Annotated in this window: 17 protein-coding genes; 14 read left to right on the top strand and 3 right to left on the bottom strand. The window is 70.7% G+C overall.

The genetic code is table 11. From position 1 onward, the window contains the following. The first annotated feature begins 22 nt into the window (after nucleotides 1–22). From HNQ58_RS09825 to HNQ58_RS09810, 4 genes are all read left to right on the top strand, one after another. Nucleotides 23–502 (top strand): OsmC family protein, encoded by a 480-nt coding sequence (locus tag HNQ58_RS09825; protein ID WP_183948746.1) that lies wholly within the window; start codon nucleotides 23–25, stop codon nucleotides 500–502. After that, nucleotides 499–951, top strand: a complete 453-nt coding sequence (gene trxC / locus HNQ58_RS09820) for a thioredoxin TrxC (RefSeq protein ID WP_183948745.1) — start codon at nucleotides 499–501, stop codon at nucleotides 949–951. The genes HNQ58_RS09825 and trxC overlap by 4 nt, the downstream gene beginning before the upstream one ends. 36 nt (nucleotides 952–987) lie before the next feature. Beyond that, a complete protein-coding gene (locus tag HNQ58_RS09815) occupies nucleotides 988–1356 on the top strand; it encodes a carboxymuconolactone decarboxylase family protein (RefSeq protein ID WP_183948744.1) in 369 nt (122 codons plus the stop codon). A gap of 64 nt (nucleotides 1357–1420) precedes the next feature. Next, nucleotides 1421–2026: a protein tyrosine phosphatase family protein gene (locus tag HNQ58_RS09810; RefSeq protein WP_183948743.1), complete on the top strand. Its 606-nt coding sequence runs from the start codon at nucleotides 1421–1423 to the stop codon at nucleotides 2024–2026. A gap of 12 nt (nucleotides 2027–2038) precedes the next feature. Here HNQ58_RS09810 and HNQ58_RS09805 read toward each other — a convergent pair whose 3' ends face one another. Together HNQ58_RS09805 and HNQ58_RS09800 are read right to left on the bottom strand one after the other, a co-directional pair. Beyond that, a complete protein-coding gene (locus HNQ58_RS09805; protein WP_183948742.1) occupies nucleotides 2039–2902 on the bottom strand; it encodes an MBL fold metallo-hydrolase in 864 nt (287 codons plus the stop codon). Between the two features lie 51 nt (nucleotides 2903–2953). Then, a complete protein-coding gene (locus HNQ58_RS09800; protein ID WP_183948741.1) occupies nucleotides 2954–3760 on the bottom strand; it encodes a S1/P1 nuclease in 807 nt (268 codons plus the stop codon). Nucleotides 3761–3859: 99 nt separating this feature from the next. Between HNQ58_RS09800 and gap the strand changes: the two genes are divergently transcribed. Beyond that, nucleotides 3860–4891 (top strand): type I glyceraldehyde-3-phosphate dehydrogenase, encoded by a 1032-nt coding sequence (gene gap / locus HNQ58_RS09795; protein WP_183948740.1) that lies wholly within the window; start codon nucleotides 3860–3862, stop codon nucleotides 4889–4891. Between the two features lie 190 nt (nucleotides 4892–5081). After that, a complete protein-coding gene (locus HNQ58_RS09790; RefSeq protein WP_183948739.1) occupies nucleotides 5082–5429 on the top strand; it encodes a DUF3088 family protein in 348 nt (115 codons plus the stop codon). A gap of 21 nt (nucleotides 5430–5450) precedes the next feature. Here HNQ58_RS09790 and dsdA read toward each other — a convergent pair whose 3' ends face one another. Further along, nucleotides 5451–6770 carry a D-serine ammonia-lyase gene (gene dsdA, locus HNQ58_RS09785; protein WP_221301246.1) on the bottom strand — a complete coding sequence of 440 codons (1320 nt, stop codon included), beginning with the start codon at nucleotides 6768–6770 and terminating at the stop codon, nucleotides 5451–5453. Nucleotides 6771–7021: 251 nt separating this feature from the next. On the opposite strand from dsdA, the gene HNQ58_RS09780 reads away from it, so the two are divergent. The 8 genes from HNQ58_RS09780 to HNQ58_RS09745 all read left to right on the top strand — a co-directional run. Continuing rightward, entirely contained in the window at nucleotides 7022–7717 is a 696-nt protein-coding gene (locus HNQ58_RS09780; protein ID WP_183948738.1) for a TetR/AcrR family transcriptional regulator, read from the top strand. Between the two features lie 25 nt (nucleotides 7718–7742). Next, nucleotides 7743–9203 carry an NAD-dependent succinate-semialdehyde dehydrogenase gene (locus HNQ58_RS09775; protein ID WP_183948737.1) on the top strand — a complete coding sequence of 487 codons (1461 nt, stop codon included), beginning with the start codon at nucleotides 7743–7745 and terminating at the stop codon, nucleotides 9201–9203. 94 nt (nucleotides 9204–9297) lie between these two features. Next, nucleotides 9298–9984 carry a hypothetical protein gene (locus tag HNQ58_RS09770; protein ID WP_183948736.1) on the top strand — a complete coding sequence of 229 codons (687 nt, stop codon included), beginning with the start codon at nucleotides 9298–9300 and terminating at the stop codon, nucleotides 9982–9984. Between the two features lie 193 nt (nucleotides 9985–10177). Continuing rightward, nucleotides 10178–11149, top strand: coding sequence for a sigma-70 family RNA polymerase sigma factor (locus HNQ58_RS09765; protein WP_183948735.1), 972 nt, complete (start codon nucleotides 10178–10180; stop codon nucleotides 11147–11149). Beyond that, nucleotides 11137–11622, top strand: coding sequence for a nuclear transport factor 2 family protein (locus tag HNQ58_RS09760; RefSeq protein ID WP_183948734.1), 486 nt, complete (start codon nucleotides 11137–11139; stop codon nucleotides 11620–11622). Before HNQ58_RS09765 ends, HNQ58_RS09760 begins: the two co-directional genes overlap by 13 nt. A gap of 19 nt (nucleotides 11623–11641) precedes the next feature. Beyond that, nucleotides 11642–12031, top strand: coding sequence for a VOC family protein (locus HNQ58_RS09755; protein WP_183948733.1), 390 nt, complete (start codon nucleotides 11642–11644; stop codon nucleotides 12029–12031). Between the two features lie 122 nt (nucleotides 12032–12153). Further along, nucleotides 12154–13269, top strand: coding sequence for a sensor histidine kinase (locus HNQ58_RS09750; RefSeq protein WP_183948732.1), 1116 nt, complete (start codon nucleotides 12154–12156; stop codon nucleotides 13267–13269). Next, nucleotides 13269–13912 (top strand): LytR/AlgR family response regulator transcription factor (locus HNQ58_RS09745; RefSeq protein ID WP_183948731.1); only part of this gene is annotated, 644 nt, incomplete at its 3' end. The genes HNQ58_RS09750 and HNQ58_RS09745, both read left to right, overlap by 1 nt.

The raw sequence follows: 13912 nt of genomic DNA, 5'->3' as shown, positions 1-13912 counted from the left end.
GAACGCATCACGAGGACAGACCATGAGCGAAACCCGAGACGTTCGCATCCGCATCGAGCAGGAGGCCGGCTACGCCTTCCGCATCGAGTTCCCCGACACCGCCATCGCGGCACTGCACACCGACGAGGGCCCGCCGCTCGGCGGCGGTACCGGTCCGGACCCCTCGCGCTTGCTGCTGGCCGCGCTTGGCAACTGCCTGAGCGCCAGCCTGTTGTTCGCCCTGCGCAAATTCAGGAACGAACCCGGCCGCTTGCGCGCGGACGTGACCGCGACCATCGCGCGCAACGCCGCCGGGCGCTGGCGCATTCCCAAGGCCTGGGTGGAGCTGCACCTGCCCGAGGGCGGCGAGCAGTACCAGCAGCTCGAGCGCATCCTCGGCCAGTTCGAGGACTTCTGCATCGTCACCCAGAGCGTGCGCGACGGCGTCGAGGTCGAAGTCACCGTCAAGGACGCCCATGGCCGGGTGCTGCTCGGCGACAAGCATTTCGAGGCCGGTGCATGAATACGCATCCGCACGATGCCACCCTGGAGCTGCCCTGCCCGCACTGCGGCACCACCAACCGGGTGCCGCAGGCACGGCTGGGCGATGCGCCCAACTGCGGCCGTTGCCACCGGCCGCTGTTCTCCGGCCATCCGGTCGCGCTGACGGTGGACGACTTCGAGCGTCATGCCCGTGCCGGGCTGCCGCTGCTGGTCGATTTCTGGGCGCCGTGGTGCGGCCCGTGCAAGGTGATGGCGCCGCATTTCGAGCGCGCCGCCGCCGAGCTGGAGCCGTTCGTGCGGCTGGCCAAGGTCGATACCCAGAGCCAACCGGTGCTGGCCGACCGGTTCGCCATCCGCAGCATTCCGACCCTGGTGTTGTTCGTGCGCGGACAAGAGCGCGCCCGCCAGGCCGGTGGCATGGCCACGCCCGACATCGTGCGCTGGACGCGCGCCGCGCTGGCGCGGTGAAACCATTCCCCCATCCCCCCATTCCCCGAGGAGCCCATGCCCGAGTCATTTCCGTCGCTGATCGACGATCTCGACACCGCCATCGCCAGCCTGCGCGCCGGTGCGCCCGGCCCGATGCGCGCCTTCAGCCAGCTCGCCCGTGAGGCACTCGCCCCGGCCGCGCTCGACGTCAAGACCAAGGAGCTGATCGCGATCGGCATCGCCATCGCCGGTCGCTGCGACGGCTGCATCGGCTTTCACGTCAAGGCCGCGTTGCGCGCCGGCGCCACGCGGCAGGAAGTGCTAGATACCTGCGCGATGGCGATCTACATGGGCGCCGGACCGTCGATGGTGTATGCCGCCGAGGCGCTGCGCGCCTTCGACGAGCTCGCCCAGCCGGCAGAGGCCGCCGGAACCGTGGCCTGAGCCGGCAGTCGATACAGTTGCAGGCAGCCCCGCCGTATCCCGTACAACCACAGGAGGAAGCCGCATGTCCCGCCACCGTCGTCCACCCTGGCTGATCCTTCCCGTTCTCGGCATCGCGCTCGCCGGCTGTGCCGGCGCACCGGTGCCGCCGTCGGTGGCGTTGCCGCCGGGACAGCCCGTGACTGCGCCGGGGCAGGGCGAAGGCGCGCTCCTCACCCTGCCTTCCGGTGTCGTGTTGATGCGCACTCCGGACGGGGTGTGGGTGGGCGCGCAGCCGGCGGCCGAAGACTGGCCGGCGTTGGCGGCCCTCGGGGTGCGGCGGGTGATCAGCCTGCGCACCGAGGCCGAGCTGGGCGGACGCGATCCGGCCACCGAGGCGGCGGCAGCCGGGCTGGAGCACCAGCAGATCCCGGTGCAGGGCGCCGAAGGGCTTGATCTGGACAAGGCGGACCGGCTGCGCGAAGCCCTGCGCGGAAACGAGCAGCAGACCCTGCTGTACTGCGCCAGCGGCAATCGTGCCGGCGCCCTGCTGGCGCTGGCGCTGGCGCGCGACGGACAGCCGGTCGAGGAAGCGATCGCGGCCGGTCGTCAGGCCGGCATGCGCAGCACCGAACCGCGGGTGCGCGAGCTGCTCGGGGTGCCGGACTGCCCCGAGACCGGCTGTCCCTGAGGCGCGACCGGCTCAGAGCCGGTCGATCGGCAGCTTGAGGTAACGCACGCCGTTGTCCTCCGGCGGCGGCAGCGCGCCGGCGCGGATGTTCACCTGCACCGCCGGCAGGATCAGGGTCGGCATCGCCAGGGTGGCGTCGCGCGCGGTGCGCATGGCGACGAACTCGGCCTCGCTCACGCCTTCGCGGATGTGGATGTTGCCGCGCTTCTGCTCGCCGAGCGTGGTCTGGCAGCGCACTTCGCGCCCGCCCGGGGCGTAGTCGTGGCAGACGAACACGCGGGTGTCGTCGGACAGCGTGTACAGGCGCTGGATCGAGCGGTACAGCGTGGCGGCGTCGCCGCCGGGGAAATCGCAACGCGCGGTGCCGCCATCGGGCATGAACAGGCTGTCGCCGACGAACAGCGCATCGCCGATCAGGTAGGCCACCGAGTCGCTGGTGTGGCCGGGGACGGCGATCACCCGCGCCTGGATGCCGCCGACCATGAAGCGCTCATCGTCGGCGAACAGGTGGTCGAACTGCGAGCCGTCCACCGGGAAGTGCTCGCCGAGGTTGAAGATCGGGCGGAAGGTCTTCTGCACCTGGCGGATGCCCTCGCCGATGGCCAGCCTGGCGTCGGGGAGGTGTTGCCTGAGCCAGTGGCCGGCGCTCAGGTGGTCGGCGTGGGCGTGGGTTTCGAGGATCCAGGCGACGCGCAGACCGTGGCCGCGGACATGGGCCAGCACCGCCCCGGCCGAGGTCGTGGACGTGCGGGCGGCCTTGGGGTCGAAGTCGAGCACCGGATCGACGATGGCCGCCTCGCCGCTGGCCGGGTCGGCGACCACGTAGGTCCAGGTGCTGCTGTCGGCGTGGAAGAAGGGTTGGACGGTCGGCGTCATGGCAGGCTCCGTGCAGGTTCCGTGGGTCGCCGCCGTTTATATTAGCATAATCTAATCAAAGTCGGGCCGGCCCGGATCCAAGGTGGCGTTGAGCAGGGCAGCCAGCCGCGCGCCAGCCTGGCGCAGGCGCAGCTCGGCGAAGGGGCGGTGGCGTTCGAGGTAGTCGCGTCCGATCAGGCGCTGGTCCTCGGGCGGGTAGATCGCCCGGGCGCGGATCGCGCGGCAGGATTCCAGTGCCCAGGCCAGTGGTGCGAAATCGGTGGGCGGCCCGTCCTCGCCCCAGGGGCGCGGCGCCAGCTCCTCGACATGGATCCGCCAGTCCGGCTGATGGCTGTTGAGGATGGCGAAATCCCAGATCGCATGCAGATTCCACTGCCGCTGGCGGAAATCGACCAGGGTGTTGTTGCCGCCCCGGTCGGCGCGCAGGCCGGCATGCATCGGCTGGTGCACGTCGCCGACGAAGTGCACCACGAACTTCAGCGCCTCGGCGCGCTGCTGGCGGCTGTAGCCGTAGTCGCCCAGCACCGCGGCCTGGCGCGCGATGGCCGCGACGATGCAGTCGCCGTTCGGGCAGTGGCGCTCGGGGAGGTACTCGCAGTCGAGGCTGTCGAAGTTCACGTAATGCCAGGGCCGGCTGTAGCCGTAGGCCTCGCTGCCGCGGACGTCGTCGGCCCACTTGGCCACGCCGGCGAGGGTCGGGTCGGCCTCGTCGATCAGCAGGGCGGCGACCGCGGCGCGGGCGCCCGGGGTCAGCTGGCGCTCGGCCAGCTCGCCGACGATCCGGTGCCCGGCGTCGCCCCAGCCCAGCGCGACGGCAGGCAGGCAGGCGAGGGCGAAAACGGCGGCGCGCAACAGCATGGCGGGTTCCGGGGGGGCGTGGAGCTGGCTAAAATATTGGATTCCGGTGACAACCGCACCCTTCGCGCCGCCCCGGCGCCCCAACCCCAGGAGTCAGACATGGCGATCAAGGTCGCGATCAACGGCTATGGCCGCATCGGCCGCAACATCCTTCGCGCGCTGTACGAATCCGGTCGCACCGGCGAGATCCAGGTGGTCGCGATCAACGACCTGGGCGACGCCGAGACCAACGCCCACCTCACCCAGTACGACACCGCCCACGGCAAGTTCCCGGGTGCGGTGTCGGTCGACGGCGGCGACCTGATCGTGAACATGCCTGGTCAGAATCAGGGCGACCGCATCAAGGTCTGCGCCGAGCGCGATCCGGCCAAGCTGCCGTGGGGCGAGCTGGGCGTGGACGTGGTGCTGGAGTGCACCGGCCTGTTCACGAGCAAGGCCAAGGCCGGCGCGCACCTGGCCGCGGGCGCGAAGAAGGTGATCATCTCCGCGCCGGGCGGCGCCGACGTCGACGGCACCTTCGTCTACGGCGTCAACCACGACCAGATCAAGGCCACGCACACGGTCATCTCCAACGCCTCCTGCACCACCAACTGCCTGGCGCCGCTGGCCAAGGTGCTGCACGAAAAGATCGGCATCGTCCACGGCCTGATGACGACCATCCACGCCTACACCAACGACCAGGTGCTGACCGACGTCTACCACTCCGACCTGCGTCGCGCCCGCAGCGCCACCATGAGCCAGATCCCGACCAAGACCGGTGCCGCCGCCGCGGTCGGCTTGGTGCTGCCCGAGCTCAACGGCCGGCTCGACGGCTTCGCCATGCGCGTGCCGACCATCAACGTCTCGGTGGTCGACTTGAGCTTCGTCGCCGCCCGTCCGACCAGCAAGGACGAGATCGACGCCGCCATCCGCGAGGCCGCCGAGGGCGCGCTCAAGGGCATCCTCGGCATCAACACCAAGCCGCTGGTGTCGGTGGACTTCAACCACGACCCGCGCAGCTCGGTCTACGACGCCACCCAGACCCGCGTCATGGGCGGCACCCTGGTCAAGGTGCTGAGCTGGTACGACAACGAGTGGGGCTTCTCCAACCGCATGCTCGACATGACCGTGGCGCTGATGACGGCCAAGTGACCGGCAAGTCAAGCTGTCCGACAGTCCCCGAAGCCCCGGTCTGCCGGGGCTTCGTCGTTGCGGCGCCTCGCGGGCGAGTCGCCGCAGGGTGGAGAACGGCCGGATGCGGCCCGTTCCGGGCGGCACTTGTTGGCCGCCGTGTCGATGGGCAGGATGCGCTCCCCGGGCGATGACGATGCGCGAGGCGAGGATGGGAAAGGACGTGCTGTTCCTGCTGGCGCCCGGCTTCGAGGACGGGCCGGGCACGTCGTGGTTCTGCCCGTACTGCATCAAGGTCGAGGGCCTGCTGGCCTGCTTCCCGGCGGTCGCCGAATGCGTCGAGGTGCGCCGGATCGGCTTTGCCAAGCCGCGCCGGGAACTGGTCGCCCTGCTCGGCGAGCAGGCGCAGGCCTGTCCGGTGATCGTGCTGGCCGATGCGCACGCCGCGCATCCGGCGGCCCGGCGCAGCACCGCGACCGGACGCGCCTACATCGCCGACTCCGATGCCATCCTCGCCTACCTGGCCGAATCCTGCGGCACGCCGCGCCCGCATTTCTGAGCGCGCGAGCACGCCTTGCGCCTAGCCGGCGCGGCCCAGCCAGCCGTCGAACTCGTCGTCCGGCACCAGCAGTCCGCCGGTCGTCCACAGCAGGTGGGTGGCCTGCGCCAAGCGTCCGGTCAAGGCATGCCGGGCCAGATACTCGCGACCGGCCGGGCTTTCGAGCAGCCAGCGCGGGCCGGGGAAGCCGGCCGCGGCCGAGGGTTCGATGCGCAGACCGGTCGCCGCGTCCAGCCGGCGCAGGTGGTAGAACAGCGCCGCGTCCTCGACGGTGAACACACCCGACACCAAGTGCTGCATCAGGCCGAAAACCCGCTCGGAGGCGCGCGGTACCGCCAGCCCGTCGGCTTGGGTGCGGTTGTCCAGGCCGAACTCGTAGACCGAGCGCGGACGGTCCGGAAAGGCCAGCCGCAGCAGCATCGACGGCGTCGCACAGGGCTGGGCGAAGAACAGGTGCACGTGGTCGCCGAAGACGTGCTTGAGGCCGAAGCCGACGCCGCCCGGCGCACTGCCCACGCCGCAGGGCAGGTAGACGAACAGTGGATGCGCGGCGTCGACGGTAATGCCGGCCTGCGCCAGTTGCCGCGCCAGCGGCTGCGCCGCCGCCGCATAGCCGAGCAACAGTCGCAGCGAATCCTCGTCGTCGACGAAATAGCTCGCCGGGTCGGCGTGCGATGCCGCGCGCCCCGCCGCGACCGCCGCCGCGTAGTCGCCGGTGTGTTCGATCACCGTCGCGCCGCGTTCGCGCAGGCGCGCCTTCTTCCATGCCTTCGCTTCGGCCGACATGTGCACCACGGCGCGGAAGCCGAGGGCGGCGGCGAGGGTGCCGATGCCCAGGCCGAGGTTGCCGGTGCTGCCGACCGCGACGGTCTGGCGCGCGAACAGCGCGCGCGCCCTCTCGCGCAGCGGCCAGAGGGTATCGTCCGGGTCGAACACGCCATGCGCGCGCGCCAGGTCTTCGGCATGCATCAGCACCTCGGCGATGCCGCCGCGCGCCTTGACCGACCCGGCAACCGGCAGCGCGTGGTCGCACTTGAGCCATACCATGCCGGATGGCGAATGGCCGAGCACGGCCTGCGGATCGTCCAGTCGTAGCAGCGGCGACTCGATACGACCGCCGCTCGCCGCCAGCGCCGGGAACAGCGCCGCCAGCGCCGGCGCCCAGCGCGCCAGCAGCGCCTGCGTGGCGGCGATCTCCGCCGCGCCGACCGGCAGCCGCGGCAGCGTTCCGGCTGCCGGCGAGAGTGCGGGATTGAGCCACAGCAACGGTTCGCGCCGCCGCAGGGTCTGGATCAGCGGGTGTTCGACGGTGACGGCCGTGCCGGAAGTCATGTCGTTCATGGCAATGCAAATGGGAAACAGTGTGCCGGTTCCGTTGCGACGTGCGGCCGCTGCGGTCCGTCATGCGAAGCCTTGCGGGACTTTCCGCACTGGCGGGTCATGGCCTGCGCCGACGAGCATCCGCGTTCTACAGCCGCGGTGCCGCCGGACGCCCGCGAACGGCGGCGCGTGCGGCCTGTCGGGAAAACACCCGCGTGCCTGTCGGCAATCAGCGGATCGTGATGGACAGAACAGCCCGAGACAATGCTCGCATGGACCAGACGCTTCCGGATGCCGGCGAGCGACGGCCCGGTCCGCGCAGGCAGCGCGCCACCCGCCGTCGCGGCGAGCGGACCCGTCAGGAGATTCTCGATGCCACCCTGCGCGTGATCGCCCGCGATGGCGTGCGTCGCGTCACCCACCGCGCGGTGGCGCAGGAGGCCGGCGTCAACCTGTCGCTGACCACCTACTACTTCGTCGACCTCTCCGACATGATCTGCCGTGCCTTCGAGCGCTTCGTCGACATCGGCTATCCCGAGGTCGAACGGCGCTGGGAGGAAGTCTTCGGGCATCTGGAAGCGCTGGACCCGGCCTGGCGCGACAGCGAGACGAGCCGCATCCGGGTGCGCGATCACGTCATCGACCGCATGGTCGACGACATCGGCGGCAAGCTGGCCACGCAGCCCGATTGGATCGCCGCCAAGCAGCACTTCTTCTTCGAGGCGCTGCTCGACCCGCGCCTGGCTGCGCTGGCCGAGGACTACCGCCGGCGGCTGGTCGCGCCGTTCGAGCGGCTGTGCCGCATCCTCGGCTCGGCCGATCCGGAACTGGACGCCGAGCTGCTGTTCGCCAACTTCGTGCGCTTCGAACACGAGGCGCTGTCGGACAGCGGCAACGGCCGGCTCGACCGCGAGTGGGTGCGCCGCGCGCTGGCGCGCATGCTCGACTGGATACTGCGGCACGGCTGAGCGATGCTGTGGGTGAGGATCGCCCATGACGCTCGACGCTCCCGACCTGCTGCAGACCCGCCTGTTCATCGATGGCGCCTGGCGCGATGCCCGCGCCGGCAAGCGTTTCCGTGTCGACGACCCCGCCAGCGGCGACACCGTCGCCGAAGTCGCCGATGCCGGCGCGGCCGATGCCGCCGACGCCATCGCCGCCGCCGAACACGCACTGCCGGGCTGGCGTGCGCTGAGCGCGACCGAGCGCGGCACCTTGCTGCTGCGCTGGTGGCGGCTGATCGACGAGCACGCCGAAGACCTCGCCCGGCTGATGACCCGCGAGCAGGGCAAGCCGCTGGCCGAGGCGCGCGCCGAGGTGAGCTACGGCAACGGCTTCGTGCGCTGGTTCGCCGAGGAGGCGCGGCGCGTCTACGGCGACATCATCCCGGCGCCGGCCGGCGACCGCCGTGTGCTCGCACTCAAGCAGCCGGTCGGCGTGGTGGCCGCGATCACGCCGTGGAATTTCCCGGTGGCGATGATCACACGCAAGATCGCGCCCGCGCTCGCCGCCGGCTGCACGGTGGTGGTCAAGCCGCCCGAGCTCACCCCGCTGTGCGCGCTGGCGCTGGCCGAGCTGGCGCGTCGTGCCGGCTTCCCGGCCGGTGTGCTGAACATGGTGACCACGTCCGACGCGCCGGCGATCGGCGAGGTCTTCACCACCGATCCCAGGGTGCGCAAGCTCAGCTTCACCGGCTCCACCGCCGTCGGCAAGCGGCTGATGGCCGCCTGCGCCGGCACGGTCAAGAAGGTGTCGCTGGAGTTGGGCGGCAACGCGCCCTTCATCGTCTTCGACGATGCCGACCTCGACGCCGCCGTGCGCGGCCTGATCGCCTGCAAGTTCCGCAACGCCGGCCAGACCTGCATCAGCGCCAACCGCGTGCTGGTGCAGGACGGCATCTACGACCGCTTCGTCGCCTTGCTGTGCGACCAGGTCGCCGCGCTCACGGTCGGCAACGGCTTCGACGAGGGCGTGCGGATCGGCCCGCTGATCACCGAGCGCGCGCGGGAGAAGGTCGAGCGGCTGGTCGCAGACGCGGTGGCCAAGGGCGCCCGCATCCGCCTCGGCGGCCGCGCATTGCCCGAGCTCGGCACGCGCTTCTACGCGCCGACCGTGCTGGAGAACGTCGACCCGGCGATGGCCTTGAGTTGCGAGGAAATCTTCGGCCCGGTCATTCCGCTGCAGCGCTTCGCCAGCGAGGACGAGGCCATCGCCCGTGCCAACGCCACGCCCTACGGCCTGGCCGCGTACTTCTACGCGCAGGGCCAGGCCCGCACCTGGCGCGTCGCCGAGGCGCTCGACTACGGCCTGGTCGGTGCCAACGAGGCGGTCATCTCCAACGAGATGGCGCCGTTCGGCGGCATGAAGGAATCCGGCATCGGCCGCGAAGGCTCCAAATACGGTATCGCCGAGTTCCTGGAGATCAAATACGTCTGCCTGGGCGGCCTGGGCTGAGCGCGCGCGTCGCCGCGTATCCTTTTTTCCCGCCGCTCCGTCCTGTCGTGGGCAAGCTGTCGCTTGTCCCGCCATATCCACGGAGTGCGCATCCATGCCGAATCTGTCCCTTCCGCTCTCCGCCGCGCTGGGCGCGGCGGTCATCGCCGCATCACCGACCGTGACGGTTGCCGACAGCGTGCCGAGGCCGCAGTCGCGCGAGGACGAGATCGCGCTCGCCGAGAGCGCTGCGCCCGCACACGTGGCCCGCGATGCCACGATCTACGTGCTCGGCGAGAACGGCTACACCGTCGCCCGTCATGGCGACAACGGCTTCACCTGTCTGGTGGAGCGCTCCCATCCGGCCAGTCTGGAGCCGGTCTGCTACGACGCCGAGGGCAGTCGTGCCATCGTTCCGCGCATGCTGGAGGTCGCCGCATGGCGGGCGCGCGGTCTGGACGAGGCCGCCATCGCCGCGCGCGTGACCGAGGGCTATCGCAGCGGCCGTTTTCGCGCGCCGCGGCGGACCGGCGTCGCCTACATGCTCTCGACCCGCATGTACTTCCACGATCCGGCCACCGGCGCGGTGGAGCGTGGCCATCCTCACCTGATGTTCTACGCGCCCTATCTGCGGAACGCGGACATCGGCTCGCCCGGGGAGGCGAACCTGCCGCATCGATCGGTCCCGTTCGTGATCGAGGAAGGCACGCCGCATGCCTATGTGATCGTACTGGTCGATCCGCCCGAGGCCGGAGGACAGACCAGTCATGCACGGCAGTCGCCGGAAGGCGGTCGGCCATGACCGGTGGAGCGGATCGGCGCGCACCCGGTCCCGTGCCAGCCGGATTTCGTCCCCGCCCGGCCATTGTCGATCCCGCGATCGGGGGTGGCGGGGGCTGGCGGCAGGCAGACTGCCTGCCAGCCATGCCGGCCGATGTGGCGGGTTGCGGTGTCCTGCTGCCGGCATGCCGGCACGTGCGCGGAGGGGCTGTGCGATGAGCCGGGAGTTGACCGACATCTGCGAGCCGCTGCGCGAGTTGCGCAGCCGTTTCCAGGCCCACGTCGAGCCGCACCGGCGTGCGCTCTGGGGCTACTGCCTGCGCCTGACCGGGTCGGTCTGGGATGCCGAGGATCTGGTCCAGGACACGCTGCAGCGCGCTTTCGCGGGTCTGGCCAACCTTTGGCAGCCGGTCAACGCGCGCGCCTGGCTGTTCCGCATCGCCAGCCATGCCTGGATCGACTGCTGCCGGGCCGAGGCCGGCGCCGAGCTCTGTGCGCTCGACGAGACGGCGCTGGTGGACGATACGCCGCCCGAGCATCGTGTGCTGGCACGCGAAGCGGTCGAACGTCTGGTGCACGCGCTCACGCCCCTGCAGCGGGTCGTGTTTCTGCTCAGCGAAACCCTCGACTACCGCGCCCACGAGGTCGCCGCATTGCTGGACACCACGCCGGGCGCGGTCAAGGCCGCGCTGCACCGGGCGCGGGGCGCGCTCGCCGCGGCGCCGGCGCGTGAAGCCTCGCCGCGCGCGGCGCTGTCCGGGCCGCGCGCGCATGCCGATGTGGTTCGCCGTTACATCGCCGCCTTCGATGCGCGCGACCCCGATGCCCTGGCCGCGCTGCTGCACGAACGGGCGGTCACCACCATCGTCGGCAGCGCGGTCGAGCTGGGGCGCGACACCAGCCGCCGCAATTCGCTGGCCGAATGGGCGCTGGAGCCGCTGCCGCAATGGGTGAAGGCCGGCGTGCTGGACGGGCGCGATGTACTGTTCGTGTTCGCCGGCGATACGCGGCAGCGGGCGGTGCTGCATTCGGTGATCGCGCTGGAGATCGGCGACGGCGCCGTGCTCGCCCAGCACACGTACTACTTCACGCCGGAGCTGCTGGAACTGGCTGCCGAGGCGCTCGGCGTGCCGGCCGGTACGCATGGCTATCAGTACGATTTCACGGGGGTGGTATGGACAGGCTGATGCTGGCGTTGTTGCTCACATTCGCAGGAACCAGCATGGGAGCGGCGGTGGTCGAACCGGCCGAGGTGGCCCTGGCCAGACAGGACGTGGTGGACGAGGTCGTGGCTTTCCTCGGCGACTACTACCGCGGCTTCGAACTGGCCGACCTGGACCGGATGGAGGCAGGCATGAGCGCCGACTTCACTGCCACCCTGGTGATTCCCGGCCGCGGCGATGCGCCGATCCACTACGATCGCGCCGCTCTGCTGGACGGGTTGCGGCAGGCCTTCGCGTACTATGCCGGCAAGCGGCCGCGCATGGAGATCCGCGACGTGATCGTGCTGCCGCGCTCGCGCGACGAGGCGGTGGCCTTCTTCGCCATGCACTTCCACCAGGACGGTCGCTTCGTCGACGCCGCCCTGTCCATTGCCGACCTGCGCCGGGAGGACGGGCGCTGGAAGCTTTCCCGGCTGTACGAGAACAAGCGCCGCTGAGCTCGACTGGAAACGCTGCATGACCCTGGTCCACCACCTCGCGTTGACCGCGGCCGACCTGCCGGCCAGCATCGCCTTCTACGACGGCCTGCTGGCACATCTGGGCTGCCGCCGCACGCATGCCGACGCGCGGCTGGCGGTCTGGCAGCGGCCGGATTTCGAGTTGATCGTCTATGCCGCCCGCGACGGACTACGCGAGCACCGGCACCGGCTCTACCAGCCCGGCTTCCATCACCTCGCGCTGCGCGCCGGGCGGCGCGATCAGGTCGACGCGGTGCACGACTGGCTGCGCGTGCACGGCATGAAAGTGCTCGACCCACCGCGCGAGTACCCGCAGTACGCACCGGGCTACTACGCGCTGTTCTTCCTCGATCCGGACGAGCTCAAGCTCGAGGTCGTCCACGATTGAGGGGCGGCCATCGTCGCTGTTTCGGGCGCTGTGTGTATGCTGAGGCGCATGGTTCCGGAGCCTCCCGTGCCTGCTCTCCGATCCCGCCGCCGTCCCGCCGGTCCTCGCCGGAGCCGTCCGCGATGAGCGCCGTGCCGCCCGACGCGCCCGCTGGCCGTACGCACGCGCCGGTGCTCGGCGCGCGTGCGCTGTTCGTCGTCGGCACCGGCATCGGCGCGCTGCTGTTCCTGCGCTCATGGCTGGACGAGCTGGCGGCCAGCGGCCGGGCCAATGCCGGGATCAAGCTGCTGGAGGAATTCAGCGGCGCCTATCTGGCGGTGCTGCTGGTGCCGCTGATCGTACGCGCCGCGCGGCGCTTCCCGCTGCGTGGCCGCGGCGCGCTGTTCAACCTGCCGGTGCACCTGCTCGGCGCGCTCGCCTTCGCCGCCACCCACACCACGCTGATGTGGTTGAGCCGCAGCCTGCTGGCGCCGCTGTTCGGCCTGGGCGTCTATCAGTACGGCCACCTGCCGACCCGCTACCTGATGGAGCTGCCGATGCAGCTCGCCATCTACGCCGGCACCGTGCTGCTCACGCTCGCCTTCGACCGTTACCGCCGGCTGCGCGACGCCGAGGTCGAGGCCGCCACCCTGCGCGCCCAACTCACCCAGGCCCAGATCGAGGCGCTGTCGCGGCAGATCGAGCCGCATTTCCTGTTCAACACGCTCAATGCCATCTCCGAGCTGATGTATTCCAGCCCGCGCGTCGCCGACGAGATGATGTCGCGCCTGTCTGAGCTGCTGCGACACGCCTTCCAGCAGCGCAATGCGCCGGAGGCGACGCTGGCCGAGGAGCTGCGCCTGCTCGAGCTGTACCTGGCGATCATGCGGCTGCGCTTCGGTGAGCGATTGGGCGTGCGGATCGACGTGCCCGACGCGCTGCGCGGCGCGCAGGTACCGCGCTTGCTGCTGCAGCCGCTGGTGGAGAACGCGCTGCAGCATGGCGTCGATCCCGCCACGCAGACGGTAGACGTCGAGATTTCCGTCGCAGCGGAGGCGGACGATCTGCTGATCCGCGTGCGCGACCATGGCCCCGGCCCCGGTCGCAGCGAGCGCGGGGGCGTCGGTCTCGACAACACCGCCGCGCGCATCGCCCGCCTGTACGGCGCGGTCTACGGCCTGCGCCTGCGCAATGCCGAGGGCGGCGGGGCGGAGGCCGAAGTGCGGCTGCCGCTGGCGCGCACGCCGGAGGCCGACTGATGCTGCGCGCGCTGATCGTCGACGACGAAGCGCTGGCCCGCGCCAAGCTGCGCCGCTACCTCGACGGCGAGCCCGGCATCACCGTCGTCGGCGAAGCCGCCGGCGGGCGCGAGGCCGTGCGGCGGCTGCGCGAGCTGCGCCCGGATGTGGTCTTCCTCGACGTGCAGATGCCCGACCTCGACGGCTTCGGCGTGCTCGCCGAGCTGGGGCGCGACGCGCCGCCCGACATCGTCTTCGTCACCGCCCACGACGACTACGCCCTGCGCGCCTTCGACGTGCACGCCTTCGATTACCTGCTCAAGCCGGTCGGCCCCGAACGCTTCCAGCGCATGCTCGAACGGCTGCGCGAGCGTCACCGCGATGTTTCGCGCGACGCCCTGCTGGCCCGCCTCGCGCCGCTGCTGGACGCGCTGCCGCAACGCCCCGGGCCGCTGCGGCGCCTGCTGGTGAGCGACGGCGACGTGCAGCGGCTGATCGACGTCGCCACCATCAGCCGCATCGAATCCGACCGCAACTATGTCAACGTGCATTCGTACGGGCGCGCCTACCAGCTTGTTGAAATTCTCCCGCGCCAGAGCTTGCTTTCAAGCCCTCTGTTTGCGATATCGACCTCAGCCATAGTGAGGGTGTGGGATGCGTGGTG

This window comes from Rehaibacterium terrae (assembly GCF_014202935.1).
Taxonomy (GTDB): domain Bacteria; phylum Pseudomonadota; class Gammaproteobacteria; order Xanthomonadales; family Xanthomonadaceae; genus Rehaibacterium; species Rehaibacterium terrae.
Note: the sequence above shows the minus strand (reverse complement) of the source record. Positions and strands in the feature narration are given on the sequence as shown.

What these genes read in the sequence shown, in the direction of transcription:
- HNQ58_RS09805 (WP_183948742.1), bottom strand. Translation starts at nt 2,902, where the DNA reads ATGACGCCGACCGTCCAACCCTTCTTCCACGCCGACAGCAGCACCTGG.
- HNQ58_RS09770 (WP_183948736.1), top strand. Translation starts at nt 9,298, where the DNA reads ATGCCGAATCTGTCCCTTCCGCTCTCCGCCGCGCTGGGCGCGGCGGTC.
- dsdA (WP_221301246.1), bottom strand. Translation starts at nt 6,770, where the DNA reads ATGAACGACATGACTTCCGGCACGGCCGTCACCGTCGAACACCCGCTG.
- HNQ58_RS09780 (WP_183948738.1), top strand. Translation starts at nt 7,022, where the DNA reads ATGGACCAGACGCTTCCGGATGCCGGCGAGCGACGGCCCGGTCCGCGC.
- HNQ58_RS09755 (WP_183948733.1), top strand. Translation starts at nt 11,642, where the DNA reads ATGACCCTGGTCCACCACCTCGCGTTGACCGCGGCCGACCTGCCGGCC.
- HNQ58_RS09825 (WP_183948746.1), top strand. Translation starts at nt 23, where the DNA reads ATGAGCGAAACCCGAGACGTTCGCATCCGCATCGAGCAGGAGGCCGGC.
- HNQ58_RS09810 (WP_183948743.1), top strand. Translation starts at nt 1,421, where the DNA reads ATGTCCCGCCACCGTCGTCCACCCTGGCTGATCCTTCCCGTTCTCGGC.
- trxC (WP_183948745.1), top strand. Translation starts at nt 499, where the DNA reads ATGAATACGCATCCGCACGATGCCACCCTGGAGCTGCCCTGCCCGCAC.
- HNQ58_RS09760 (WP_183948734.1), top strand. Translation starts at nt 11,137, where the DNA reads ATGGACAGGCTGATGCTGGCGTTGTTGCTCACATTCGCAGGAACCAGC.
- HNQ58_RS09765 (WP_183948735.1), top strand. Translation starts at nt 10,178, where the DNA reads ATGAGCCGGGAGTTGACCGACATCTGCGAGCCGCTGCGCGAGTTGCGC.
- gap (WP_183948740.1), top strand. Translation starts at nt 3,860, where the DNA reads ATGGCGATCAAGGTCGCGATCAACGGCTATGGCCGCATCGGCCGCAAC.
- HNQ58_RS09750 (WP_183948732.1), top strand. Translation starts at nt 12,154, where the DNA reads ATGAGCGCCGTGCCGCCCGACGCGCCCGCTGGCCGTACGCACGCGCCG.
- HNQ58_RS09800 (WP_183948741.1), bottom strand. Translation starts at nt 3,760, where the DNA reads ATGCTGTTGCGCGCCGCCGTTTTCGCCCTCGCCTGCCTGCCTGCCGTC.
- HNQ58_RS09790 (WP_183948739.1), top strand. Translation starts at nt 5,082, where the DNA reads ATGGGAAAGGACGTGCTGTTCCTGCTGGCGCCCGGCTTCGAGGACGGG.
- HNQ58_RS09815 (WP_183948744.1), top strand. Translation starts at nt 988, where the DNA reads ATGCCCGAGTCATTTCCGTCGCTGATCGACGATCTCGACACCGCCATC.
- HNQ58_RS09775 (WP_183948737.1), top strand. Translation starts at nt 7,743, where the DNA reads ATGACGCTCGACGCTCCCGACCTGCTGCAGACCCGCCTGTTCATCGAT.